This window comes from Arthrobacter sp. E3, from assembly GCF_017353415.1.
Taxonomy (GTDB): domain Bacteria; phylum Actinomycetota; class Actinomycetes; order Actinomycetales; family Micrococcaceae; genus Specibacter.
Map to the genome: position 1 here is coordinate 198,935 of NZ_JAFMPX010000001.1, position 21,127 is coordinate 220,061.

The following is a 21,127-nucleotide window of genomic DNA, read 5'->3' on the forward strand; positions in this document are numbered from 1 at the left end:
TACACCAAGCCTAGTCCTTCCCGCACTCGTGCATGTTCGCGGTCGAATAATTTCCCCCAGCAAAAAGGGAAGGACGACGCCGGAACTCAAGTTCCGCCGTCGTCCTTCCCTTTTGTGCCGGGTAAAAGTTAGCTTCCGGTGATTAAATCGTGGCGCACGATCGTCTGGTCCCTGTCGGGGCCAACACCGATGGCGGAGATCCGTGTGCCGGACATGCCTTCAAGTGCCAACACGTAGTTGCGCGCGTTTTCCGGGAGGTCTTCCATGGTGCGGGCCGTGGTGATGTCTTCGGTCCAGCCCGGGAAGTACTCGAAAATGGGCTTTGCGTGGTGGAAGTCGGTCTGTGTCATGGGCATCTCGTCAAAGCGGACACCTTCCACGTCGTAGGCCACGCATACGGGGATCTCTTCGATCCCTGTGAGCACGTCCAGCTTCGTCAGGAAGTAGTCCGTGAAGCCGTTCACGCGGGATGCATGGCGGGCCAGGACGGCGTCGTACCAGCCGCAACGGCGCGGACGGCCGGTGTTCACACCGAATTCGCCACCGGTTTTCTGCAGGTAGATGCCCATGTCATCGAACAGCTCGGTGGGGAACGGCCCTGCGCCAACACGGGTGGTGTAGGCCTTGATGATGCCCACGGCGCGGGTGATGCGGGTGGGGCCAATGCCTGAACCAACCGAGGCGCCGCCGGCGGTCGGGTTGGAAGAGGTCACGAACGGGTAGGTGCCGTGGTCAACGTCCAGGAACGTGGCCTGGCCGCCCTCCATGAGCACCACCTCACCGCGGTCAAGAGCCTCATTCAACACATACGTTGCGTCAATGACCATGGGGCGCAGGCGCTCGGCGAAGCTGAGGAAGTAGTCAACAACTTCGTCGACTTCCACATCGCGGCGGTTGTAGACCTTGACCAGCAGCTCGTTCTTCTGCTTCAGCGAGCCTTCCACCTTTTGGCGCAGGATGGACTCGTCAAAGACATCCTGGACGCGGATGCCCAGGCGGGCCACCTTGTCCATGTAGGCCGGGCCAATGCCACGGCCGGTGGTGCCGATGGCGCGCTTGCCCAGGAAACGCTCGGTGACCTTGTCAAGAACCTGATGGTACGGGGCCACCAGATGCGCGTTGGCAGAAATACGCAGTTTGGACGTGTCCGCCCCGCGAGCCTCAAGGCCTTCCATTTCTTCGAACAACGCCTCGAGGTTCACCACGCAGCCATTGCCAATGATGGGTGTCGCGTTGGGACTCAAAATACCTGCGGGAAGGAGCTTGAGCTCATACTTCTCACCGCCTACGACGACGGTGTGCCCGGCGTTGTTTCCACCGTTGGGCTTCACCACATAGTCGACTAAACCACCTAAAAGATCTGTGGCCTTGCCTTTTCCTTCGTCACCCCACTGGGCGCCGACGATTACGATTGCTGGCATGGGACCCTCCCCCTTGCTCATAAGTTGAGCCGGGCGCTGCATGATTCGGCGATTGCCGTGCATCGTCCGGACACGAAAATACCCCTTGGAAACCACTTGGCGGAACGGGTATGCGCAAAACGCACTTCTGCCCACGGCCAAGCGAAAAAGGGGGTCTTACTTTTGGAGTTTACCGGAACGACTCCGAAAGGTGCACATCGAAGGCGCGAGTCGGTCGCGGAACTCGCGGGTATTCTCGTCAGCGCAGCGCATTCTGGGTGTACGGGAGGGAGGGTTTATCAGCTGACGCCCAGCAACGGCGGGGGTACGTGGGCCATGTGTTGGACATGACCCACGCAACCCCGTCGCCTGTATAACGGGAGCTACCTATAGTTCTCCGGAATTACCCGGCGTTGGCTGCTCGTGGCGCCCCCATGCCTGGGTTGACTTGGTACGGTCCGGAGGCGGAGGGCCGCACGTCGAAGTCAAACATGGCTGTGGGCAGGTAGACGGTGGAGCAGGAGTTGGGGATGTCAACCACCCCGGACAGGCGTCCTTCGATGGGCGCTGCACCCAACAGTAGGTAGGCCTGCTCCGCGCTGTAGCCGAACTTGACCAGGTAGTCGATGGCGTGCAGGCACGCGCGCTGGTAGGACAAGTGCGAATCGAGGTAGCGCTGTTCGCCGTCGAGGGTGACGGAGGTGCCAGAGAACGCAAGCCATTCGCTGAACCGCGGCTCCACCCGTCCTGGCATGAAGATCGCGTGCTCGCTCACCCCGTAGGTATCCATTCCACCCTTCAGGATGTCCACGCGCAGGTCGATGAACCCACCCATCTCAATGGCACCGCAGAACGTGATCTCGCCGTCGCCCTGGGAGAAGTGGAGGTCACCGACGGACAGGTTGGCACCGTCCACAAACACCGGGTAGAAGATGCGCGATCCCTTGGACAGGTTCTTGATGTCCTGGTTTCCTCCGTTTTCGCGTGGCGGGGCGGTCCGGGCACCTTCAGAACCAACACGTGCCCACTGGTCCCGAGGCAGCCCGCCGAGGACGGCATGTTCGGCCTCTGGAGGAAGAGCCAGCGGGGGCACACGCAGCGGGTCGGTGGCAATGAGGTCACCTTCGCGCTTGTTCCATTTGGCCAGGAGTTGCGCGGACGGTGCGGTGCCCATCAATCCGGGGTGGATGAGCCCTTCGAAACGGACTTCAGGGATGTGGCGGGAAGTCGCCACTTGGCCGGTGAAGTCCCAGATCGCCTTGTACGCATCCGGGAACTGATCCACCAGGAAGCTGCCGCCATTGTTCTTGGAGAAGATGCCGGTGTAGCCCCAGCCCTGCCCGGCCAGCGGGCCGGAGTCTTCCTGCGGGATGGGCCCCACATCGAGGATGTCAACGATGAGCAGGTCTCCGGGTTTGGCGCCTTCCACGGCGAACGGGCCGGAGAGTTTGTGGACTGTCAGAAGGGGTGCATTGAGCATGTCCTCGGCGGAGTCGTCGTCGAGGATGGCCCCGTCGAACCACTCCCGGCAGTCCACCCGGAACGACTGCCCGGGCTTGACCGTGGCCACCGGCGGGATTTCCGGGTGCCAGCGGTTGTGGCCGAGCTTTTCCTGATCCTCGAATTTCTTGGCTGAATCGAGAGGGAACAGTACTTCAGGCATTGTATTTCTCCTAACGAACGCTTCTTGATGTGTCTTCCCTTCGCGCCATTAGGGGCGCGGAAGTTTTTGGTGCAGCGGGTTGCCCGTGTAGCGGGTGGGTGAACTTCTACCCGTGGGCGGCAGCTTGTTGGACACCACGTTGGGCTCATGGGCGCTGCGTTTGGTTGAATCAATGAGTTTGAACTCGGCCGAGCCGGCAATGGAGAGCCTTGGCGTGCCAATTCGACGCCGTGCCTGTTGTCCACAATCGGGACAATCCAGCAGCTGAGGTACCTGGCTCATGGAGAACGATGCCTCGAACTGATCGCCGGTGGGACAACGGAATTCATACAACGGCATTGCTGGATCTCCTAGGGTTTGCGCTGAAGGATGGTGGGGAAGGCCTCAAGTTGCGGCGGAGGAATGGTTCAACTGGCCTGCAGTACCGGTGTGTGCACTTCTACTGGTGCAGTGCTGGCTGCGCGACGACCCATGACAAAGGAGAAGACGAGTGCTGCCAGCCCCGCGGCGGCCATCCACAGGGCATTGGAGCCTGTGGATTCGAACGCGCCTGTGAGCAGCAGCAATGCGGGAATAGTGGCTGAAATGTGTGCCACTGTCAGTGTGAACCAACCGGTGGCAATCGTCAGGTTGTCCATATGCAGCCCGAGAACCAAGAAGAACAGGAGCCACAGAACCGCCCAGAGGTACCACATCACTGCAGCAACGGGGTCGTGGAAGTGCACGAGAAAAACCGTGCCGAACACGATGGCACAGACCGCCACGAAGAGCGAGAACCAACCCAACCCGTCACCGGGCAGCGAGTAGAGCTGGTTGATGCCCACATAGAGGTAGGTAAAGCCAAAGAGAAAGAGACCCGAAGCGCCGAAGATCACGGCCGGGTCTCCACCTGCTTGGGAAATGATGATGGTCGGGAAAATTGTCTGCATGGCTTCCGATGTGAATATCCTCTTAACGCTTATGTGGGTTGAGGGGGCAGAACACAAGACAAGTGCTTTGGCGGATCCGTTAGGGACCCTTTCTAAGTTTCATCCAAGCTATCTTCAACGGTTCGTTCCGTCAATGGATGGCCGTCCCCGGCGCTGCCGACCCCGGGCATGCGCAGACCATCAACAACACTGGCTACCGTTTCCCGGCAGCGAAAAAATTTACTGTCTTTCCGACAACAAACCTGTATACTGTCGTTAGGACAGTAAATAGTATTGCCCGCAGGGATCAAGCTTTCCGAGGAGAACACATCATGAGTTTTGAAAACCAAACCGCCGTTGTCACTGCTGCCGGCGCCGGGATTGGACGCGCAATAGCCCTCCGCCTCGCCGCCGACGGCGCCGCAGTGGTTGTCTCGGACATCAACGATCTTGCTGGCACGGAAACAGTTGACCTCATCTTGGCCGCCGGCGGCAGGGCCGCATACAAGCGCGCCGATGTCAGCCAGGGAAGCGACGTTGCTGCCCTCGTGGACTTCACCATCGAGACCTTCGGCAGCTTTGAACTCGCTGTGAACAATGCCGGCATCGGCGTCATGCCCACGCCGGTGAATGAAATTACCGAGTCGGACTGGGACCGCGTCATCAATGTGACGCTGCGCGGCACATTCCTGGCCATGAAGGCCCAGATCGCCCACTTCCGAGCCACCGGCAGAGGCTCCCTCGTCAACATCGCTTCCATTGCCGGAATTACCGCCACCCCTCAGCTGACTCCATACGGGGCGTCCAAGCACGGCGTCGTCAGCCTCACCCGCAGCGTGGCCAAGGAAAATGCGGCGCTCGGCATCCGCGTCAATGCCGTGGCCCCCGGAGCCATAGAGACCGCCTCGCTGGCGGCACTGCCTGAGGAAGCCAAGGCTGGTTACGCCGCTGAAATCCCGATGAAGCGCCTGGGCCAATCCGAGGAAATCGCGAATGCCGTCGCGTGGCTGCTGTCCGAGGAAGCAAGTTTTGTCACAGGTGTGGTGCTGCCGGTCGACGGTGGGACCAGTGCCTAAAGAAGGCCGTTATCAGGATGCCCTCCTGACCTCACTGACCCGAATCATCGGGCAGTGGACAGCTCCGGACTTCCTCACGGGCGTAGTGGCCCGTGAGGGCGTGGAACTTGATTCAGGAGCCATCACCACCATCACGCTGCTGTCCGCCGACGGACCACAGCGGCCCTCACTTCTGGCCCACCACATGGTGACCGGAGCCTCGAACATCAGCAAGATCGTAGCCCGCCTGACCGCAGCTGGCTTGGCGGAGCGCATCCCCGATCCGGCCGACGCCAGGGCGCAGCTTATCAAGCTCACTCCGGCAGGAAAGCGCGTGGCAGACACGTTTGTTCGGGCCGGGGACGGCCTGGTTGACGACCTGCTCACCGGCTGGTCGGAACAGGATCGCGATGATCTGGTCCGGCTGCTGCAAAAACTGGAGAAATCCACCATCAATTTTTCCGACCACCTCCGCACCACCCATTCAACGCCTGCCTCACAAGGAACGGGCGAAATCAAAGGAGCAATGCAATGACCACCACCCCCAGTAACGGAACATCGCCCGCCCGCACCTACATTGTCACCGGTGCAGGGTCAGGGATTGGGGCTGCCACCGCGGACCTGCTCCGTGGCCGTGGCGAGACCGTCATCGGCGTGGATTTGAAGGGCGCCGAGGTTGAAGCCGACCTGAGCACCAGCGAAGGCCGCGCTGCTGCAGCAGCGAAGGCCGTGGAACTTGCCAAAGGCAGCGTCGACGCCGTCATCGCCTGCGCAGGCATCTCCGCCCCCATCCCGCTGACCGTCAAGGTAAACTACTTCGGCGTCACCGAGTTCCTCGAGCACTTGGCACCTACTCTGGCCAAGAGCGAAAGCCCGCGCGCCGTCGTCGTCAGCTCCATGGCCTCACTGCAGCCCAACTCCTCCGAGCTCGTCGACGCACTCCTCGCCGGCGACGAAGCTGCGGCCGTGGCCGTCGGAACGGCACTGGCTGAGAAGGGACCGGAAGCCGGCTACCTGAACTACCCCTCCAGCAAGCGTGCACTGAGCCGCTGGGTGCGCCGCGAATCCATCACCCCGCGTTGGGCAGGAGCTGGCATCCCGCTGAACGCCGTTGCTCCCGGAACTGTCATCTCCCCCATGACCACGCAGCTGCTGGCAACCGAGGAAGGCCGAAAGATGGTCGACTCCCACGTGCCCATGCCGCTGAACTACCACTCCGAGGCCATCGTCATCTCCCGCCTGCTGGCATGGCTGACCAGCGAAGAAAACACCCACACGACGGGTCAGACCATCTACACAGACGGTGGGGCCGACGCATCACTGCGCGGAGACAACATCTGGGACTAATCCTCCCCATCGACGCTCCTGCACCTTCCGGGGTGTCGCCGCAAACGCTCCCGCACCTGGTGCGGGACCGTTTGTGTTTTAAGGCCGGAAGGTGCAGGAGCGTCGAGGGGGGAGGGTGGAATCAACCACTTGGTTGATGGTTTGCGGCCCGCGCAAAAGTAGCGTGGAAGCATGCAGCAACAAGCGAGTTTCGAGGTAACGGCGGGATCCTCGCGCAACAAGTGGGCCGGGCTGGGTGTTTTGGCGGCCGGGCTGTCCATGATCGTCATCGACGGCACCATTGTTGGCGTCTCCCTGCCCACCATCATCGCCGACCTACACCTTGACCTGAATGAAGCCCAGTGGGTGAACAGCCTGTATTCGGTGGTGCTGGCCGCGCTGCTGCTGACGAGCGGGCGTCTGGGTGACAGGGTTGGGCGCCGGAAGCTGTTCATCATCGGTGTTGTCCTGTTCATGGTTGGCAGTGTTTTTGCCGCTCTCTCGCACGACGCCGGATCCCTGATTCTGAGCCGCGTCCTTCAGGGGGTGGGTGGTGCAGCCGTGCTGCCGGCAACGCTGTCGAGTGTGAACTCCACGTTTTTTGGCAAGGACCGGACCACCGCATTTGCCGTCTGGGGTGCCGCCATCTCCGGCATGGCCGCCATTGGGCCGTTGTTGGGTGGCTGGTTGACCTCTTCCTTTGCCTGGCAGTGGATCTTCATCGTGAACATCCCGCTTGGTGTGGCCGTGCTGATTGGGACCGTGTTCTTTGTTTCTGAAACCCGCTCCCCCCATGACAAGGCTGGGTTCGACGTCCTTGGCCTGCTGCTCAGTGCCACAGGATTCGGCTTGTTCGTTTTCGCGTTAATTGAAGGTCCCACCCTGGGTTGGTGGTCCACTAAGAGCGCCCTGAGCCTGGGCCCCGTCAGTTGGCCTGCCGACGCCGCCATCTCCGCAGTCCCGCTGACCTTGGCGGCCAGCATTGTTTTGCTGACCGGATTTGTGGTGTGGGAAAAGCACCGGGCCACGGTGGAGCGCTCCGCCATTTTGGACCTTACGTTGTTCCGGGTCAGGACGTTTTCCTGGGGCAACTCCGTTGCGGCGATGGTGGCCATTGGCGAATTCGGGCTGCTGCTGGTGCTGCCGCTGTACTTGATCAATATTCTGGGTCTTGGCACGCTCGACGCAGGGTTCGTGCTGGCAGCCATGGCGCTCGGGGCGTTCTTCTCAGGAGCGTCAGCCCGGCACTTGGCCGCGAGGATGGGCCCACCCAACGTGGTGATCATTGGGTTGGGGCTGGAGACTGCCGGGTTGCTGGCCCTTGGCCTGCTGATGACCGCCACCACCTCCATCTGGCTCATTGCCGCCCTGCTGGTGGTCTATGGTCTGGGCCTGGGCTTGGCGTCCGCCCAGTTGACGGGAACGGTGCTGGCTGACATTCCCACCGCAGTTTCGGGACAGGGCTCTGCTACTCAAAGCACGGTCAGACAGCTGGGTGCGGCGTTGGGATCAGCCATCATGGGCAGCGTCCTGGCCCACTACGCAGTTTCCAGTGCCACCGGGCTGCTTTCAGCCGTTCCGGGGCTTCCCGCGAACCAAGTAGGCACCTTGGCCGGGCAGCTGCGTGACTCAGCGGGCGGCGTCGTGCCTCAATTGGCCCAGTTGGGCACCCACGGTCCACTGGGTGACGCCGGGCCTGGCGCAGTTGCTGCACTGTCCAACGGCTTTGCCCAAGCCACCAGCGCTGCGGTGCTTGCAGCCGCCGTGTTCTTGTTCATCGGGCTGGTGGGCTCTTTCCAAGTGGCCGCCGCGGCGCGAAAAATTGCCAGCGAAGCAGAACCGGAATAGGCGGCGGTCCCTGAACACTAGTCACCCAGGCTGCGCACAAAGTGCAGTGCCTCCTTGGCGAGTGCGGTCCAGGTGGCCAGCGTGGTGCCATAGTCGGCATGCGCCGGAATCTCCACCCACTCACGCATGGTCCGCGTGCCCATCGTGACGGGCTTCGCACCACCCGACGAGGCGAGCTCATTCGCACGGTCACGCGGCAGCTTCATGATGAGGTAGTCGCCATGTCCAAGGAACGCAAAGATTTTTGTGCACGTACGCAATCCAGGGCTGCGGAACATCGTTCCCATTTCCACCGGACCCTCTGCGGCCAGTTGCTGAGCAACGGCGTGGAGCAGGTCCAGGGAAGTTTCTGACGTCGCCGTCATGGTGCTCCTCCAACTTTCGTGGGCCTGCCCTGGGCCAATCTCGAATATATCCCTTCAGTGCAGCCAGTCTGTCTTACGATTATCCACGGTCACTTCTCGATGTGGAACACCCCGCTGGCGCCGCGTTCGGCGTCGACCATGCTGTGCGAAACGAAGGGGTAGTTGCCGGCCTCCGGGAACGTGAGCTCCACGAAGCCGCCCTGCGCCGCGGCCAGTGGAAGGACTTGCGCACCGGCGGCCGGGTCGGAGCCGTCAAGCAAGTAGCGGCCTTCGCTCCAAACCGTGTCGAACTGGCCACCCACCACATGGAAGGACGTGGCCCGGTTTGGTCCGGCATCGAGCACCCAGATGCGCACCCGCTCGCCCACCTTGGCCGGCAGCGGGCTGAACTTATACTGGTTCGCGTAGCCGTTGAACACGACGGCGTCGGGGGTATCGGCCTGGATCTTCGCCAGGTCGGCCACGCCGCCCTGGCCGCCTGCATAGATCTCGGACTGGATGAGCACGTATTCCTTGTCCACCTTGGGCAGGTTGGGCGGATCGATGACCACGGCACCAAACATGCCGTTGGCGATGTGCTGGCTCATGGGCATGGTGCTGCAGTGGTACAGCCAGATTCCGGCGCGGGTGGCCGTGAAATTGTACGTCAGCGACTCCCCCGGGTTGATGGTGCGCATCGGTTCATCCGGCGCCAACGCCCCGGCATGGAAGTCGATCGAGTGCCCCATGGTTCCGTCGTTCGTCAGTGTGATCTTGAATTTGTCGCCCACCTTGCCGTGCAGCGTAGGCCCGGGTGCCGTTCCGTTGAACAGCCACAACCGTTGGGTGACCCCGGGCGAAACCTCGCGCTCCTCCTCAGTGACCTTGATGGCCACCTCGTGCACCGTCCCGGACAGCGTCGGCGGCAGCACGGCGTCGTGCGCTTTGAAGCCCGCGGCAGGTTCCTTCATGAAGTCAAAGACGGCGGGAGGGCCCGAATCCGCGCCGTGGTCCATGCCCGGCATGGTGTTGGTCGGGGTTGCAGGAGGGGCCGTAACACCCGCACCGGTGGCCACAATGCTGAATACCATGCCCTGCTGCTTGTGCCCAGCCACGCTGCACCAACCAGCCACATTTGCACCGATCACGCCCGCGTCGATGGTGGCCTTCTCCCCCGGATACAGCCGCCCGGATTCTGCACCCATGGCCGTGACGAGGTCGTGCACCATGGTGTCTTCGTTGACCAGGTTGATGACCAGCTTGTTCCCCACTGGCACGTCCACCTTGTCCGGGTGAAAACGCATGTCCTTCATGGTCATGTCCACCGTGGTGGTTTGACCCGTGGCCACCACGGCAGGCTGCTGCACCACGGCGGCAAACCCGGGCATGGACTGCGGATCGGCAATAATCCCGGCCACAATGACCAGTACGACGACGGCCAGTGCGGTTGCGCCCTGACCCAACCTTCTGCGCGGGGCCGGGTCATACGCAGCGGCAGCCTTGTCCAGCTGTGCTTTCAATGCCGGAGTCTGGGCTGCGCTCGGGCCTGCTTTCTGGGATGGGCCCCCTGGGGCTTTGCTGAACAAGGCGATTCCCAGCAGCGGCAGGAACCAGGCCAGCGCGCCAAATACCAGGAACGTGGTTCCCACGCGCACCAGACTGGGCACCGGCATCAGCGAGACCACCAGTGCGGCGTTGGCCAGCACCACGCGGAACCAGCCAGCCTTGTCCAAAATTGCGGTGCGGTGCTTGACCTTGGCCGGCCCTCCACCCAAAACCACCGGCACCAGATATGTCAGCGCAGCACCCAGAACCTGGGCGGCAAAGCCAGCGGCAAGCACGGGCACCACCGACTCGATCCCGCGGTGCAGAGTCTCCCAGCTGCCAGCCGAAAACGAAAGTACCAACAGCCACACGAGAGAAACCAGCATCCAAAACAGTGCGGCAATGGCGGACAACGGTGCGAAAGTCGTGGGCCGTTTTGATCGCACCACCTTCGCCAGCGGTACGCAAATATAGATGACGCCGCCCAAGTAGACGGCGAGTCCCACCGAACACAGGAACATGACCCCTGCAGCGGCGCCGGCGGCTGTGAGCAGCACCCCGGCCAGCAGCGGAACAGCACCGTGGCGCGCAACGGCTTCGGCGCCGTCGGCCACTCTTGTGCGCAGCATGGTTGGCAGCAATGTCATGAGCGTTCCCAGGACGCTCAGTCCCACAAAGCCGAGCACGTTGACACTCACGTGGACCAGCATTAGCCGCACGTGCGCTTCGCCGCTGATGCCTGATGCAAGCGCAGCCCCCACGCCGGCACCCACGGGCAACAGCAGGCATGCCGCAACGTAATACCAAACAGTGGGGCCAAAACGGGAAGGCAGCGCCTTGCGGGCCCGCAGTCCCAGGACCACAGCTTGGGCGGCAACGGCCAGCCCGACCCCTATGCTGCCTACCAGCGTCAGGACCCAGACATTGACGATCATGGACACCACGACGAGGGCCACAGCCACGTTCAAGCCGATCAGCCGTGCCACCATGCCCCGGTTGCCGGGGGTCGGCCCGCGCAGCAGTGCCTGGGCGAAGTGCCAGCTCCACACGAGGATCGAGTTAGTGATCGCCCCCAGCAGCAACAGGTGCACCATGAGCCACGCGGAGACGGGGATGTTGCGGTGGAACAACACCACCACCACGAGCGCCAGCAGCCAAAACACCGCAGGTGCATTGGCGCGCTGATGCCAGGCTGCCCGGTTCATCGGCGTTCTGCCTGCGGTGGCCGGAGTTGGGCCTGGCGTTGGGCCCGAGCCGGGAGTGGGTGCGGAGCCGATGTTCACACTGCTGCTTTCTGCGCATGAGTGGCCTGCCAAACCGCCATGACGGCGAACAGCAGGATGGATATGACGTTCAGGACGCCGCCGGTGACCCACGCGCCGTTGAGGGCAGCGCCGTCGCCCAATCCCAATCGTAGGGCCAAGGACGCGTGCAAAAGGCCTGCAGGCAGCCAGAAACCGGACGTGTAGGGCAGCGGTTTGCGGAGCACGGCAGGCAGGATCACGGGTGCGTGGGCCATGATCATGGAGATGGTGAAGCCAAGGAACACGGCATGGACGGCGACGTCGTACGAGCCCCCCGTCAGCGGCCCATCATGGAGTGCCAGCACGACGCCGGCAATCGCCAACCAGCCGTAGCCCGCCAGCAGGCAGGCGGCAATGTAGCGCGGCAGTCCTTGGGAGCGGATGGTTTTGCGGGCGGCGTCGTATACGGTGAGCCAGCCGACGAGGGCCAGCAGCAGCACCCCGTAGAGCGGGTAGCCGGCGGACGGCCACAGCAGTGTGGCCGTGGTGGCGGCCAGAATTGCGAAGGACGCGGCGAGCAGAAGCGGCTCTGCCTTGGGGCTGTTGATGCCGATCCTGGCCAGTTCCAGCCGTTCACCGGCGATCGTCAGCACCACATAGGTGATGAGGAACGGCAGCAAAACCGGGATGCTGGGCACGCGCAGCCACAGTGCGGCGGCGGCCACAGCGGCAACCGAGCCGAGGATTTGGATGAGCACCACGTTGTCATACTGGCGGCGCCACAGCGGGATGTAGACAACCGTCATCACGATGGTCCCGGCCAGCAGCACGGCCTTGCCGATCCACAGGTCGAGAGGAGAAATCAGCAACAGGCCGGCGACTCCCAACAGTGCCGGCGCGGCGTAACCCCATGCCTTGTTCAAGGCTACGGAGCGTTCCAGAGAGATGACGGTGCCCACGAAACTGAGCACCAGCAGCATGCCGTGAACTTGGGGGAAACGGTCGATCTTCAGCGGGGCGTCAGCCCCCAAAAGTTGCAGGCCGGCGTTGAGCCCGATGAGCAGGGCTGCACCGGCAGGCAGCAGGAACATCATGCGGAAGGCTGGCCTGCGCAGCATGCTGGGCCGGCGGCGGGGTTTGGCTTTGGCTGGTGCCGTGCCGGCCGGCTTGGTCGCAGTCATGTGGTTGCGGGGCCTGCTTCGGCTCCCGCTTCTTGCTGGGTTGCGCCTGAACTGGATGCACCCGAAGCAGCGCTGTGCTGGCGAGGTGCACCCGGTTGCCCTTCCCCAATTTGCCCTGCCCCGGTTTGCCCTGCCCCGGGGCGCATGTGCAGGGTGCAGATGCCTGGCCCCGCAAACGGCAGCAGCTCGACGTCGTCCTCTGGCAGCCCGCTGCCCGCCAGCAACTCCTTCACCAGACCGAGGTGAACGGCGCACACCACGTCTGGGTTCTCCCGCGCGGCCTCGACAATGGGGCAGACGGTCAGCGTCAGTTCAGTGGCGTCGCGGTTTTTTTGCACACCGAATCCCGCCTGTTCAAGCGCTGTGGCCACATGGCTGCGGGTGGCTTTGGCGGCAGCAGCCGAAAGTTGCGCCCTATTGGCTGACCGTGCCCCGTTAGCCGATCCTGCCCTGTTAGCCAGTCCGGTGCCAGCAGCGGCAGTTCCGTTTGACCCGGCCGAGGGCATGGCACGCGCCCAGGCGCGCCCAGCTGCTTCGCCTTCGGCTGCGGCGTTTTCACTGTGAGTAGCCAGATGCTGCGCGAGGGCCGCGGCGAGGGCCGCATATCCCACGGGCCCAGCGGGTACGGGTGAAGGCTGGTACAGCCAGGCCGGCCTACCCCGGCCTTCTTTGGGGGCTGCCGTCCTGGTGGCGTAGCCGTCCTCGACGAGCGCTTCAAGGTGTTCACGGGCTGTGTTCGCATGCTGACCCGTTTGCAGCGCCAATTGCTCAACGCTGAGTGTGCCGTCAATTTCGCGCAGCCTTGAAAGCACGGCCGCACGAGCCTTGGAAATCGGCGCCACGGCATCACGACGCCCAGGTCTAGGGCCATATGACGGCGGCAAGGCACTTTTATTTTCCACGGGATTAAGTGTAGTAATATAGTCGCAGAATCGCCATTCGCAACAAATTCGAGCAGTCATGAAAGGTTTTGACCGTGAATAATCTTGTTCTTGCTTCCTCTTCCACAGAAGCTGCGTCCTTGGAGGACGCCCGCACCCGACTTGCTGAAGCCGCCGGAACCGTGCGCACCCTCGGCAACAATCTCGTGTCGGCCGCAGCCAATCCTGCGGGCGGAGAACTGGCAGCAACGGATCAGGGAGCACTGGTTGACTTTGCAGAAAAGGAGCTTCTGCCGTTGTCGGCCGCCCTCGCAGCCGCCTTCCAATCTGCTGACAGCTCTGTCACGTCAGCCAACGTCATTGCGTCGTTGGCAGCCTCGCACAACACCCGCCTGGTGTCTGCAACGAAGGATTTGGAAGTTCAGGAATCCCCCGTCAAAATGGTCCACGCCGGCGGCGCCCTCCAGGAAGCCGTGACCGTATTCGTGGACCAAGCCAGCGAACTCGTTCTGCCCGCACTGGCACAAAACCCTGCCGTCACACTCTCCGAGTTGCTGCCGGTCCGCAACTCCGCAGCTACGGCTGAAAGTGCTGCTCCTGCTCAGGGCGGCTGTGCCTGCGGTGGGCACGACGACCCCGGCCTGTCTGAGCTGGACACCCGCGTCATCCCCCACGCCATCCGCCACGCCACCATCTTCGGCGCTTTGGAAGGGCTCACCACCGGACGCGGCATCTTGCTGGTCGCCAACCACAACCCGCTGCCTTTGCTGGCTCAGCTGGAACAGCGTGCCGCAGGTAAGTTCACGGTGGACTACGTGGAAAATGGTCCGGAACTGTGGAAGCTGAGCATGGTCCGCAACTAACAGCAACTACCGTCGACAAGTATCCGCTAAACGAAAAGTGCCGCCGATCCCTTGAGGATCGACGGCACTTTTGTGTTGCGGCTTGAAGCGTTGCAGCTTAGCGCGTTGAACCCTGCAGCGCGGCCTCGATCGCGGCCATGGCGGCAGGATCGGAGTCGTTCAAGAACGTGGCGATGCGCGCAGCCTCATCCGACTCGCCAATGGCGCCCGCGGCACGGCCCAGCGCATACAGCGCACGCAGGAAACCGCGGTTTCCCTCATGCGAGTACGGCACGGGACCGGTTCCGCGCCAGCCGTTGCGACGCAGCGCGTCAAGGCCTCGGTGGTAGCCGGTGCGGGCATAGGCGTAGGACTCAATGGTCCGGCCTTCCGCGTACGCCTCATCTGCCAGGATGGCCCACAACAGTGAAGACGTGGGGTTCGCTGCAGCCAAATCAACCGCCTCATCCCCTGCATCCAGACGTGCCTGAACCTCCACCTCGGCCGGGAGCAGTGTGGGCTCCGGGCCGAGAAGGTTTCTACGAAAATCCTCGCTCATATTATTTGAACGTCTTGCCTGCGGAGCCGAGCTGCGCGGCAGCTTCGACAACGCGGGCAGCCAGGCCCTTTTCGGCCGACGCACCCCAAACGCGGGGGTCATACGTTTTCTTGTTGCCAACGTCGCCGTCGACCTTCAGCACGCCGTTGTAGTTGGTGAACATGTGATCAACCACCGGGCGCGTGTAGGCGTACTGCGTGTCGGTGTCGATGTTCATCTTGATGACACCGAAGGACACGGCGTCGGCAATCTCCTGCGACGAGGAGCCTGAACCGCCGTGGAAGACCAGATCGAAGGGGTTTTCCTTGCCGATCTTGGCACCAACAGCGGCCTGGATGTCCTTCAGGAGCTCCGGACGCAGCTTCACGTTGCCGGGCTTGTACACGCCGTGCACGTTGCCGAAGGTCAGGGCCGTGATGTAGCGGCCGTGCTCGCCAGAGCCAAGTGCTTCAATCGTGGCCAGGCCGTCCTCAACGGTGGAGTACAGCTTGTCGTTAATGGCGTTCTCGACGCCATCTTCCTCGCCGCCAACTGCGCCGATCTCAACTTCCAGGATCATCTTCGCAGCGTGCGTGCGGGCCAGCAGTTCGCGGCCGATGCGCAGGTTCTCTTCGAGGGTTTCGTGCGAGCCGTCCCACATGTGCGAGTTGAAGATCGGGTCGCGGCCGGCCTTCACCTCGGCTTCCGAGGCGGCCAGCAGAGGAAGCACAAAGCCGTCCAGCTTGTCCTTCGGGCAGTGGTCGGTGTGCAGGGCCACGTTGATGGGGTAGTTCTTGGCCACTTCGCGGGCAAAGGCTGCGAAGCCCAGCGAACCGGCAACCATATCCTTCACGCCGGCGCCGGACCAGTAGGCGCCGCCACCGGTGGAAACCTGGATGATGCCGTCGGTGCCGGCATCTGCGAAGCCCTGCAGGGTTGCGTTCAGGGTCTGTGAGGAAGTCACGTTGACCGCGGGATAAGCGAATGCACCGGCCTTGGCGCGGTCAATCATTTCGGCATACTTGTCCGGTGTTGCAATGGGCATTGAAAGCTCCTTATGGCAGAACGGCGCTGGGAGGCTGGCAACGGGCCAACTCCTGCATGGCTCCTCCTATCTTAGCCAGTGCACACGAAGTGTCGAAGAACATGAAACGGCATTCAAAGTCCGTGGCATTTTCCACGCTCGACGGCGGCCCCGACTTGGGTGCCGGGGCCGCCGTCGAGCCTTGGGACAGGCCGGGTGTGGGTGTCAGCACCACCCGCCGTGCCGGCAGGGGCGGTTCCACTGGCTGATCGCAAGCGCAAAGCGGTAGCTCATGCTCCCAACGCCGGTGACGTCGTCGTACCCCTTGGCCGTGAACAGCGAGGAGTCCATGTCCATAGATACTAGGTACTGGTTACCGCTTCGGGCGCTGGTGTAGGCCAGGGCGGGTTGTTGCCGCAGCGGAACCACATCCTGGAACACCTTGCTGCTCGCCTTGTTCACCGCATAAATAACAGGGTTGGCAAAGCCCAGCGTTTGGCCGCTGAGCTGTTGCGCGACTGCCATCTGGCCGGCGGTCAGCGGGCACGCCAAGGACGTGCCGCCGTAGGTTTCGGTGGTGTAGGGATCGGTGGTCAACGTGGTGTCGTCATTGATGGGGCTGATGCCGATCACGTAGCCGGTGTAGGGGTCCGCCAGGGAGGAGATGTCCGGAACCACCCGCATGCCCTTGGCCAGCGAGGACGGCACCGCGCCTTTCTGGTACTCCGGTTGGGCGAAGATGGCGCTCATACCGCCGCCTGCTCCTCCGCCATAGACGTCCCCGGGGAGGGGGGCGGTGTAGGCGCCGTCGGCAATCCGGTCCAGAATGCCGCCCCACCCAGTCTCGAACTTATAGGATCCGTTCCTGTTCACCGCAAGGCTGGTTCCGCCCACGGCAGTGACCCAGGGTGAGCTGGCGGGGAAGTCGGGCGCTGTGTAGCCAAGGTTGATGCTCTCATCTCCACTGTCACCGCTGGAGAAGTACAGACCGATTCCTTCACCGGCGGCCTGCAGCTGGATGTTGACCTCACCGGCGACGGCGTTGGCCGACAGCGTCTCGCCTTCGTTGCCATAGCTGTTGCTGACAATGGTTGCCAGCTTGTGGTCAAGGATCTTGGACATGGCAAGGTCCAGGCCACCGCCGCAGTTGAAGCCACCCACATAGAGGATGTTGGCCCCCGGCGCGGTGCCGTGCACAGAGGCGACGTCCACGGCCTGTTCGGGCTGCCAGCCGCTGGGGAACTGGCACAGTGCCTGGTCTTGAAACTCGTCCGGTGAGGGCACAATCTGCCGGTAGCTGCGTGAATTCATCTGCGGAAGCCCGTAGCTGGCCGAGTAGTTGTTGATGTCGGAGAGCATGGTGGGCGAGGCGTATGCGTCAATGATGGCAACTGTTTGACCCCTACCGTCAGGTGCGTGCCCGTGCTGGCCGCTGTTGCCCGGCATGGCCGCTGCCACAGCGTCCTTGCCATAGGCGGACTGGATTTGTTTTGGGGTGTAACCACAGATGAAGGTCGGGGCCGTCGTCTTGCCGTATGCCTGCGGGATCGCAGTGGTGTTTTGTCCCCAATAGTTGGAGCACGCGGCTGTCTCCGCCTTCGGGGTGGCACCGCGCAGCTGCGGGGTCACCGGCAGGCCGTCGCCCGGGCGCATGTAGTCCGGCCGGGTCATGAGGCTGCCCTGGTCCACGGAAATACCAGCTACCTTACTGGCGATGGAAGCAGGGAGGCTCGGCGCAATGGCCGGGCCAACCAGAGTGGTCCCGTGCAGATCGTAGTTGTTCAGTTGTGTCTTGAAGGCGTTGTTCAGCACCGAGACGGCGCCTCGGAAAACGACGTAGAGCCGGCTCTCCGGGGTCCCTGTGATGGTCATCCCGCGGTCCTTGAGGAAGCTCACAACGGCTGCATAGTCATCCTTGCTGGGTGAAAAGCGGCTAATCCATCGAGACGGGGACAGGCTCTTCTGGTAGCTTTTGCTGTGCGGATTGGACACTGTCGCAGCCAGGTCCACGGCACCCTTTGGGTCCTTCAGAGGCAGATAGATTTCTGCTTCAACTGTGACGTCTGCGGCTGTGGCGCCTTGACTGTTCGCTGGCAGCGCCCAACTGGGTACGGCACCCGGGAACGAGGCCCCTGGGGCGGGAGGCGGCGCTGCCACAGCCCCGCTGGCCCCCATCGCCAAGGCACACGCCGCGGCAGCACTGATGGCCAAAATTTTGTTGGTTAATTTTAGTGGTCTGAATGACATTCTCATCAGAGGTCCTTCAACAGTCGGGCACCCTATGCGCCCGCATACTGCGAGCTTAAACCCACACCCAATTCACTGGCTACCCTCTGGGAAAAATCAGGAAGAAATTATTCGACCACTATTTTCAGCCCACTTTTTGGTTGAAAACGTGCCGGCGGATCCACGCGTGCATGGCGATGCCGGCAGCGGAGGCGGCGTTGATGGAGCGGGTGGAACCAAATTGTTCAATGGAGAGCGTGGTCTTTGCCGCAGCGTGAACTTCCGCACTGAGCCCGGGGCCTTCCTGGCCAAACACGAACACACAGTTGCGGGGCAGCTCATACGTTTCCAGCTGCTCGGAATCCGGGAAGATGTCGATGCCGATGATCGCCAGCCCCTCACCCTGCGCCCAGGCCACAAAGTCCTCCACAGTCGGGTGGTGGCGAACATGCTGGTAGCGGTCGGTGACCATGGCCCCACGCTTGTTCCACCGCCGTCGTCCGATGATGTGCACTTCCTTGGCCAGGAACGCGTTGGCCGTGCGCACCACCGTGCCGATGTTCATGTCATGCTGCCAGTTTTCAATGGCCACGTGGAAGTCGTGGCGGCGGGTGTCCAGCTCGGCCACAATGGCGTCCATGGTCCAGTAACGGTAGGCATCGAGCACATTGCGCCGGTCACCCTCGGCCAGCAGTTCCGGATCCCACTGCTCCCCCTGGGGCCATTCGCCCACCCACGGGCCCACGCCCACTTCATGGTGCGGTTCTACGTAGTCGGGTGCGGCGGTGGGCTCGGGTGCTGGGGAAGAGGTGTCGCTGGAAATACTCACCGGTTAACTTTAGCCGCTGTGCTGTTCCCGTGTGCCGCCGCGGATCTGCAAGACTTGACCTAGCTGCTTCCGCCACCCCAGGAGAGACCATGAGCAAAGTGCAAAACCGCCGGCCCGCCGACATCGAATGTTGGCTGACGGACATGGACGGCGTCCTCGTTCACGAAAACAAGGCCGTTCCCGGCGCTGAAGAACTGATTCAACGCTGGGTCGACACCTCCAAGCGCTTCCTGGTACTGACCAACAACTCCATCTTCACACCGCGCGACCTGGCAGCCCGGCTGAAGGCATCCGGCCTCGACATCCCTGAGGAAAATCTGTGGACGTCAGCGTTGGCAACCGCCCAGTTCCTGAAGTCGCAGCTGCCGCACGGGCGCGCCTTTGTCATTGGCGAGGCTGGGTTGACCACGGCGTTGCACGAGGCTGGTTTCATCCTCACCGACCAGAACCCGGACTATGTGGTCTTGGGAGAGACGCGCACTTACTCCTTTGAGGCGATTACCCAGGCCATCAGGCTCATTGGTGACGGCGCCCGTTTCATCGCCACCAACCCCGACGCCACAGGACCTTCCAAGGAGGGTCCGATGCCGGCCACCGGCGCCGTGGCCGCACTGATCACCAAGGCTACAGGGCGTGAACCGTACGTTGTGGGCAAGCCGAACCCCATGATGTTCCGCTCCGCCATGAACCGGATTCAGGCACACTCTGAAACGACGGCCATGATTGGCGACCGCATGGACACCGACATCATTGCGGGCATGGAAGCCGGGCTGCACACCGTTTTGGTGTTCACCGGCATCACGCAGCCTGAGGATGTTGACGCGTACCCGTTCCGCCCGGATCAAGCCCTTGGCTCCGTGGCAGACCTGATCCACGAAATTTAGACTTCCCCTGCGGCTCCGGGGGCTGTTGTGGTCATCAGACATTGCTATAGCGACGTCCGTGGACCGGAACGGCCCCCGGACCGGGTTTCAACCCCTGATCAGACCTGCAGCCGCCCACCGGATGCTTTCAAATAGCAGCTGCCGCACAATGACTCGTACCAAACATCAGCACCTTCGATGGCCAGCTGGTCGCCGTCGAACACGGTCTTGTCACCAATTCGGCGCATATTGAACAGGGCTTTGCGCCCGCAGCGGCAGATGGTTTTCAACTCTTCAAGGGCATGTGCGATCTCCAGCAGCCGTGCGGACCCGGGAAACGCCCGAGTGCGAAAATCCGTGCGGATTCCGTACGCCATGACCGGCACGCCGTCTTCCACGGCAATCCGGAACAGCCCGTCCACCTGCTCAGGGGTCAGAAACTGCGCCTCATCAACGAGTAGGCACGCCACGGGTGCCACTTCGACGTGCTCCAGCAGGGCTTCGGGGTCATCGCCCGCCGCGTTCGCCGCAAACAGAGCCCGGATGTCATCTTCGGGCTGGACCAGAAAGTCCACATCCCGCGAAATGCCGAGCCGGGACACCACTTCGCCGCTGCCCTTCGTGTCCACGGCGGGCTTGGCGAGCAGCACACGCTGGCCGCGCTCCTCGTAGTTGTACGCCACCTGCAGCAAACCCGTCGATTTGCCCGAGTTCATGGCGCCATACCGGAAATAAAGCTTAGCCAACGGTGTCCTTTCAAGTGGTGGTGAGCTGGTTGCCGGGCGGCCGAAGCATGCCGGCGACTTAGTCCAGGTCCAGCTCGTCCTTGCCGAAGATGAACAGGTAAGGGACGTTGGCTTCAGCTTCGATGCGTTCTTTTGCACCGGTGTCGCGGTCAACAATCACGGCCACTGCCACGATGTTGCCGCCAGCCTTGCGTACACCTTCAACGGCGGTCAGCGCGGAACCACCCGTGGTGGAGGTGTCTTCAAGGACGACGACGTTGCGCCCGTCAACGCCGGGGCCTTCGACTTGGCGGCCCATGCCGTAGGACTTTTGGGCCTTACGGACCACGAACGCATCGATGGCTCGGCCAGCGTCGGCGGCAGCGTGCATCAGGGCCGTTCCGACGGGGTCTGCACCCATGGTCAAGCCGCCGGCGGTCTCAAACCTGATGCCGGCGTCGTCCAGCATGGCCAGCATGACGCGCCCGGCCAGGCGGGAGGCTTCGTGGTGGAGGGTGATGCGGCGCAGGTCGATGTAGTAGTCGGCCTCCTTGCCGGAGGACAGGATCACCTTGCCGTGGACGACGGCGAGTTCCTTGATGAGTTCGAGCAGGCGGGCGCGGTCTGCGGCAAGTGATGAGGTCATGGGCTTTATTGTAATTGCGCGGACGCAGCGTCGTCGAAA

21 protein-coding genes are annotated in these 21,127 nt (G+C 62.6%); 7 read left to right on the plus strand and 14 right to left on the minus strand.

The genetic code is table 11. The features are described from left to right. Positions 1-128 precede the first annotated feature (128 nt). From JMA46_RS00930 to JMA46_RS00945, 4 genes are all read right to left on the minus strand, one after another. The gene (locus JMA46_RS00930) at positions 129-1,421 is read right to left on the minus strand and encodes an adenylosuccinate synthase (RefSeq protein ID WP_207343414.1); all 1,293 of its coding nucleotides are present in this window, start codon (positions 1,419-1,421) and stop codon (positions 129-131) included. A 382-nt stretch (positions 1,422-1,803) separates the two neighbouring features. Further along, positions 1,804-3,063, minus strand: coding sequence for a formamidase (gene fmdA / locus JMA46_RS00935; RefSeq protein ID WP_207343415.1), 1,260 nt, complete (start codon positions 3,061-3,063; stop codon positions 1,804-1,806). A 48-nt stretch (positions 3,064-3,111) separates the two neighbouring features. Next, a complete protein-coding gene (locus tag JMA46_RS00940; protein WP_207343416.1) occupies positions 3,112-3,402 on the minus strand; it encodes a zinc ribbon domain-containing protein in 291 nt (96 codons plus the stop codon). A gap of 68 nt (positions 3,403-3,470) precedes the next feature. Next, complete coding sequence (locus JMA46_RS00945; RefSeq protein ID WP_282099501.1) at positions 3,471-4,049, minus strand: AmiS/UreI family transporter; 579 nt, start codon at positions 4,047-4,049, stop codon at positions 3,471-3,473. 254 nt (positions 4,050-4,303) lie between these two features. Here JMA46_RS00945 and JMA46_RS00950 point away from each other — a divergent pair, with 254 nt between their 5' ends. The 4 genes from JMA46_RS00950 (at position 4,304) to JMA46_RS00965 (ending at position 8,200) form a co-directional block, all read left to right on the plus strand. Continuing rightward, on the plus strand, positions 4,304-5,047 hold the full coding sequence (locus JMA46_RS00950; RefSeq protein WP_207343418.1) for an SDR family NAD(P)-dependent oxidoreductase: 744 nt from the start codon (positions 4,304-4,306) through the stop codon (positions 5,045-5,047). Continuing rightward, the gene (locus JMA46_RS17415) at positions 5,040-5,561 is read left to right on the plus strand and encodes a MarR family winged helix-turn-helix transcriptional regulator (RefSeq protein ID WP_207343419.1); all 522 of its coding nucleotides are present in this window, start codon (positions 5,040-5,042) and stop codon (positions 5,559-5,561) included. The genes JMA46_RS00950 and JMA46_RS17415 overlap by 8 nt, the downstream gene beginning before the upstream one ends. Next, positions 5,558-6,373 carry an SDR family NAD(P)-dependent oxidoreductase gene (locus JMA46_RS00960; RefSeq protein WP_207343420.1) on the plus strand — a complete coding sequence of 272 codons (816 nt, stop codon included), beginning with the start codon at positions 5,558-5,560 and terminating at the stop codon, positions 6,371-6,373. The genes JMA46_RS17415 and JMA46_RS00960 overlap by 4 nt, the downstream gene beginning before the upstream one ends. A 171-nt stretch (positions 6,374-6,544) precedes the next feature. Continuing rightward, the gene (locus tag JMA46_RS00965) at positions 6,545-8,200 is read left to right on the plus strand and encodes a DHA2 family efflux MFS transporter permease subunit (RefSeq protein ID WP_207343421.1); all 1,656 of its coding nucleotides are present in this window, start codon (positions 6,545-6,547) and stop codon (positions 8,198-8,200) included. A 17-nt stretch (positions 8,201-8,217) separates the two neighbouring features. On the opposite strand, the gene JMA46_RS00970 is transcribed toward JMA46_RS00965, so the two are convergent. From JMA46_RS00970 to JMA46_RS00985, 4 genes are all read right to left on the minus strand, one after another. After that, positions 8,218-8,565 (minus strand): hypothetical protein, encoded by a 348-nt coding sequence (locus JMA46_RS00970; RefSeq protein ID WP_207343422.1) that lies wholly within the window; start codon positions 8,563-8,565, stop codon positions 8,218-8,220. Positions 8,566-8,654: 89 nt separating this feature from the next. Next, positions 8,655-11,294 (minus strand): multicopper oxidase domain-containing protein, encoded by a 2,640-nt coding sequence (locus tag JMA46_RS00975; RefSeq protein WP_207343423.1) that lies wholly within the window; start codon positions 11,292-11,294, stop codon positions 8,655-8,657. A gap of 74 nt (positions 11,295-11,368) precedes the next feature. After that, positions 11,369-12,514: a hypothetical protein gene (locus JMA46_RS00980; RefSeq protein WP_247646936.1), complete on the minus strand. Its 1,146-nt coding sequence runs from the start codon at positions 12,512-12,514 to the stop codon at positions 11,369-11,371. Continuing rightward, on the minus strand, positions 12,511-13,416 hold the full coding sequence (locus tag JMA46_RS00985; protein WP_207343424.1) for a helix-turn-helix domain-containing protein: 906 nt from the start codon (positions 13,414-13,416) through the stop codon (positions 12,511-12,513). The genes JMA46_RS00980 and JMA46_RS00985 overlap by 4 nt, the downstream gene beginning before the upstream one ends. Before the next feature lie 74 nt (positions 13,417-13,490). On the opposite strand from JMA46_RS00985, the gene JMA46_RS17560 reads away from it, so the two are divergent. Continuing rightward, positions 13,491-14,258: a DUF2249 domain-containing protein gene (locus tag JMA46_RS17560; protein WP_348770017.1), complete on the plus strand. Its 768-nt coding sequence runs from the start codon at positions 13,491-13,493 to the stop codon at positions 14,256-14,258. A gap of 97 nt (positions 14,259-14,355) precedes the next feature. On the opposite strand, the gene JMA46_RS00995 is transcribed toward JMA46_RS17560, so the two are convergent. Beyond that, positions 14,356-14,796, minus strand: a complete 441-nt coding sequence (locus JMA46_RS00995; RefSeq protein ID WP_207343425.1) for a DUF3151 domain-containing protein — start codon at positions 14,794-14,796, stop codon at positions 14,356-14,358. 1 nt (position 14,797) lies between these two features. Continuing rightward, positions 14,798-15,820, minus strand: coding sequence for a class II fructose-bisphosphate aldolase (fbaA, locus tag JMA46_RS01000; RefSeq protein ID WP_207343426.1), 1,023 nt, complete (start codon positions 15,818-15,820; stop codon positions 14,798-14,800). Between the two features lie 101 nt (positions 15,821-15,921). Here fbaA and JMA46_RS01005 point away from each other — a divergent pair, with 101 nt between their 5' ends. Next, positions 15,922-16,068, plus strand: coding sequence for a hypothetical protein (locus JMA46_RS01005; RefSeq protein WP_207343427.1), 147 nt, complete (start codon positions 15,922-15,924; stop codon positions 16,066-16,068). On the opposite strand, the gene JMA46_RS01010 is transcribed toward JMA46_RS01005, so the two are convergent. Beyond that, positions 16,025-18,046: a S53 family peptidase gene (locus JMA46_RS01010; protein ID WP_247646938.1), complete on the minus strand. Its 2,022-nt coding sequence runs from the start codon at positions 18,044-18,046 to the stop codon at positions 16,025-16,027. The genes JMA46_RS01005 and JMA46_RS01010 overlap by 44 nt on opposite strands. 124 nt (positions 18,047-18,170) lie before the next feature. Beyond that, positions 18,171-18,776, minus strand: a complete 606-nt coding sequence (locus JMA46_RS01015; protein ID WP_207343477.1) for an RNA methyltransferase — start codon at positions 18,774-18,776, stop codon at positions 18,171-18,173. 167 nt (positions 18,777-18,943) lie between these two features. Between JMA46_RS01015 and JMA46_RS01020 the strand changes: the two genes are divergently transcribed. Continuing rightward, complete coding sequence (locus tag JMA46_RS01020) at positions 18,944-19,738, plus strand: HAD-IIA family hydrolase (protein WP_207343428.1); 795 nt, start codon at positions 18,944-18,946, stop codon at positions 19,736-19,738. A gap of 98 nt (positions 19,739-19,836) precedes the next feature. Here JMA46_RS01020 and JMA46_RS01025 read toward each other — a convergent pair whose 3' ends face one another. Together JMA46_RS01025 and pyrE are read right to left on the minus strand one after the other, a co-directional pair. After that, positions 19,837-20,463, minus strand: a complete 627-nt coding sequence (locus JMA46_RS01025) for a thymidine kinase (protein ID WP_207343429.1) — start codon at positions 20,461-20,463, stop codon at positions 19,837-19,839. A 58-nt stretch (positions 20,464-20,521) separates the two neighbouring features. After that, positions 20,522-21,088, minus strand: coding sequence for an orotate phosphoribosyltransferase (pyrE, locus tag JMA46_RS01030; RefSeq protein WP_207343430.1), 567 nt, complete (start codon positions 21,086-21,088; stop codon positions 20,522-20,524). Positions 21,089-21,127: the final 39 nt, after the last annotated feature.

Coding starts and splice junctions, on each gene's coding strand:
- JMA46_RS00940 (WP_207343416.1), bottom strand. CDS start 3,402: ATGCCGTTGTATGAATTCCGTTGTCCCACCGGCGATCAGTTCGAGGCA.
- pyrE (WP_207343430.1), bottom strand. CDS start 21,088: ATGACCTCATCACTTGCCGCAGACCGCGCCCGCCTGCTCGAACTCATC.
- JMA46_RS01010 (WP_247646938.1), bottom strand. CDS start 18,046: ATGTCATTCAGACCACTAAAATTAACCAACAAAATTTTGGCCATCAGT.
- JMA46_RS00960 (WP_207343420.1), top strand. CDS start 5,558: ATGACCACCACCCCCAGTAACGGAACATCGCCCGCCCGCACCTACATT.
- JMA46_RS01005 (WP_207343427.1), top strand. CDS start 15,922: ATGAAACGGCATTCAAAGTCCGTGGCATTTTCCACGCTCGACGGCGGC.
- JMA46_RS00995 (WP_207343425.1), bottom strand. CDS start 14,796: ATGAGCGAGGATTTTCGTAGAAACCTTCTCGGCCCGGAGCCCACACTG.
- JMA46_RS00970 (WP_207343422.1), bottom strand. CDS start 8,565: ATGACGGCGACGTCAGAAACTTCCCTGGACCTGCTCCACGCCGTTGCT.
- JMA46_RS00980 (WP_247646936.1), bottom strand. CDS start 12,514: ATGACTGCGACCAAGCCGGCCGGCACGGCACCAGCCAAAGCCAAACCC.
- fbaA (WP_207343426.1), bottom strand. CDS start 15,820: ATGCCCATTGCAACACCGGACAAGTATGCCGAAATGATTGACCGCGCC.
- JMA46_RS00975 (WP_207343423.1), bottom strand. CDS start 11,294: ATGAACCGGGCAGCCTGGCATCAGCGCGCCAATGCACCTGCGGTGTTT.
- fmdA (WP_207343415.1), bottom strand. CDS start 3,063: ATGCCTGAAGTACTGTTCCCTCTCGATTCAGCCAAGAAATTCGAGGAT.
- JMA46_RS00965 (WP_207343421.1), top strand. CDS start 6,545: ATGCAGCAACAAGCGAGTTTCGAGGTAACGGCGGGATCCTCGCGCAAC.
- JMA46_RS00950 (WP_207343418.1), top strand. CDS start 4,304: ATGAGTTTTGAAAACCAAACCGCCGTTGTCACTGCTGCCGGCGCCGGG.
- JMA46_RS00930 (WP_207343414.1), bottom strand. CDS start 1,421: ATGCCAGCAATCGTAATCGTCGGCGCCCAGTGGGGTGACGAAGGAAAA.
- JMA46_RS01020 (WP_207343428.1), top strand. CDS start 18,944: ATGAGCAAAGTGCAAAACCGCCGGCCCGCCGACATCGAATGTTGGCTG.